Origin of the sequence: Leucothrix pacifica, from assembly GCF_003172875.1 — a bacterium.
GTDB lineage: Bacteria > Pseudomonadota > Gammaproteobacteria > Thiotrichales > Thiotrichaceae > Leucothrix > Leucothrix pacifica.
In genome coordinates, this window is sequence record NZ_QGKM01000102.1 from 1 (window position 1) to 2,331 (window position 2,331).

A 2,331-nucleotide genomic window follows, 5' to 3' on the forward strand; every position below is an offset into this window, starting at 1 on the left:
AGCCCCTTCTTTTAGATAGTGGTATACCCTGCGAAGCTCCATTGCAATAGATGACTCTGGCCAGATCACCAAGTCTGGTTGTGGCAATACTTCACTATATGCAAGGTATTGCTTAATTGTATCGATGGTGTAGTAGCGTTTTGTTTTCTTGAGCTGGTCGGGTGAACCATGCACTAACCGTATCTTTAGCGGTCTTTCACCCACCGTCCCCCAGTCCATCGTTCGTAATTGCGCGCCACCCGCCCAAATAATTAACAAAGTAGATAGCATAGCAATTCTTGTTTTATTGGCTTTGAATATAAACGAACCAGCCAACAATGAAACAGATACCAACACTGACAACGTTACCGCTAGCTCACCCCCCAGTGGTGCGAAGCCAGCCAGAGGCGTATCAACAAATGCAAAACCCAGTTGGTAGTATGGGAACCCAGTCCACAGCCAAGTTCTAACCCACTCACCAATCAACCAAACAAAGGGAAATAACACAATTATCCATCTGGGTGAAGTATATTGCTTGACCCAAACCAAGGTCGCTGCATATATCACAGGGAAACAAATCAGAATAAAAATGATCCCACCCAATAGAAAGTACATAATGGGTTGGTAGATGACAGGGAAAGTTCCTATAAAGGCAAACTGCCAATACGAACCAGCACCATAAAACCCTAAACCATATAAAAAGCCTCTTCGCATCGCCAGCTTGACTGTATTAGTCCGCTGACATATGACCAGAAATGCAACTAACGACAAGATTGCTAGAAGCCAAATATTAAATGGAGAAAATGAGTAAACGATAAGAATACCCGATAACAGTGAGCCTATGTCAGAAGTGTGTTTCCCATATACGTACAAGTTACTAATCCAGAAATTTAATTACTAGTGGCACCTTATCCTAGGAAGACAAGCCTTATATGAACTATATAGCCCCTCCAAACTCAAGAACCACTTTTTCAGGCCTATCAGGCAAACTAACAACTAAAGGCGAGAAAAATTTCCCACCAGAAGGACCCAATGAAAAATAACTCACTTTTAGGATCTTATCATCTGGATACCAATGAATATTGAAGTCACTGCCGGTGAGATTTTCGAACATAGCACGTACAAGATACAATCCATTTTTTTTATTTTTCTTTTGAAGATATTTTCCTGCATAGTTTTTAGCTAAATCATCAGTCAATAAAACTGTGTCATCACTTTTTAGCGCTATCACTGCTAACGGAATCTTGTTAACTTTCACAAAGTAGATATCCTCATCGGGAATCATTATCCCTTTTTTAGTATCCCAAATTACCTTATCAGCATCTTTCTCCCGGTTTTCATTTTGCCAATCTTCTCGCGAAACACCACTTACAATTTCAACCATACTTTTGTAATGGCAATCACACTCACCCTCTGCTTTAACCGAAACACAACCAAAAATAATAGCTACTACAAATAATATAAATAGTTTATTCATCATAGTTCTCCCACAATGCTTGAACGTCCTTATAAGTTACATTATCAAATCGCTCACCCATCATTGTTCCACGCCAGTATTCACTATCAGGGACAGCTAATCGCATCCCTAACTCGGGAAACGTTTTAACAGTATAGTGATCATCTATACCTAAAAAATGACCAAATTCATGAGCTGGTACACTTCCTGAAAGACTCTTTGAGTCAATATACATTTGTCCTTGCCCAGCTAACACATATGCCCGGCTTCCGTCTACCAATTTGCTTGAATCCACCAAATGAACAACAAAAAATGAATCTTTAACACTGCTTATCTCTGTATCTACAGTATATTTACCAAAAGTACCTGACCATTTACCATTGACGTTTTTAATAAACTTATCTATCTGATCTTTACTGAAGCCTACAAACTTTATTCCTTGTTTAATTGTAATTTTATTTCCTTCCTTTTTGTACGGAACGTGCCTTCCTGATAGTTCAGCATTAAACAAATGCACAATTGCTGCAGTCACTGCACCATCATGGAAACTACCACCAGTAGCCTTTGTAGCCAAGCCACCAAATACAGAAGCAACAGCTGTTCGCGCAGCAATTGCGCCAGCGCGAATCCCTCCAATGCCACGCGTCACAATACCAGAAACATGCCCTGCAACCGCTGATATAAAGCCATGCTTAAACTTGCCACCTCGTAATTCAGCAATCGCTCCTTGAGTAATACCATGGGCTAACCAACTCGCTCCACCAAAAGGTGAAAGGCCTCCAGCACCATGCCCAACCCAATTGGCAACACCGGCAGTCAATCCAACAAACAGCGCACCTTTCAGTGCACCCTTCAGACTAGCGCCACTGGCGATTCCACCTAAAAAGCCTGCAGCT

General features: G+C 41.2%; 3 protein-coding genes. All 3 read right to left on the bottom strand.

Annotated features, from left to right (window positions below; genetic code table 11):
- The coding region (locus DKW60_RS22030; protein WP_219988868.1) for a hypothetical protein at positions 1-852 on the bottom strand (852 nt) is incomplete at its 3' end.
- Positions 853-916: 64 nt separating this feature from the next.
- On the bottom strand, positions 917-1,459 hold the full coding sequence (locus tag DKW60_RS22035; RefSeq protein WP_146203554.1) for a hypothetical protein: 543 nt from the start codon (positions 1,457-1,459) through the stop codon (positions 917-919).
- The coding region (locus DKW60_RS23860) for a hypothetical protein (protein ID WP_219988869.1) at positions 1,449-2,331 on the bottom strand (883 nt) is incomplete at its 5' end. The genes DKW60_RS22035 and DKW60_RS23860, both read right to left, overlap by 11 nt.

Coding starts and splice junctions, on each gene's coding strand:
- DKW60_RS22035 (WP_146203554.1), bottom strand. CDS start 1,459: ATGATGAATAAACTATTTATATTATTTGTAGTAGCTATTATTTTTGGT.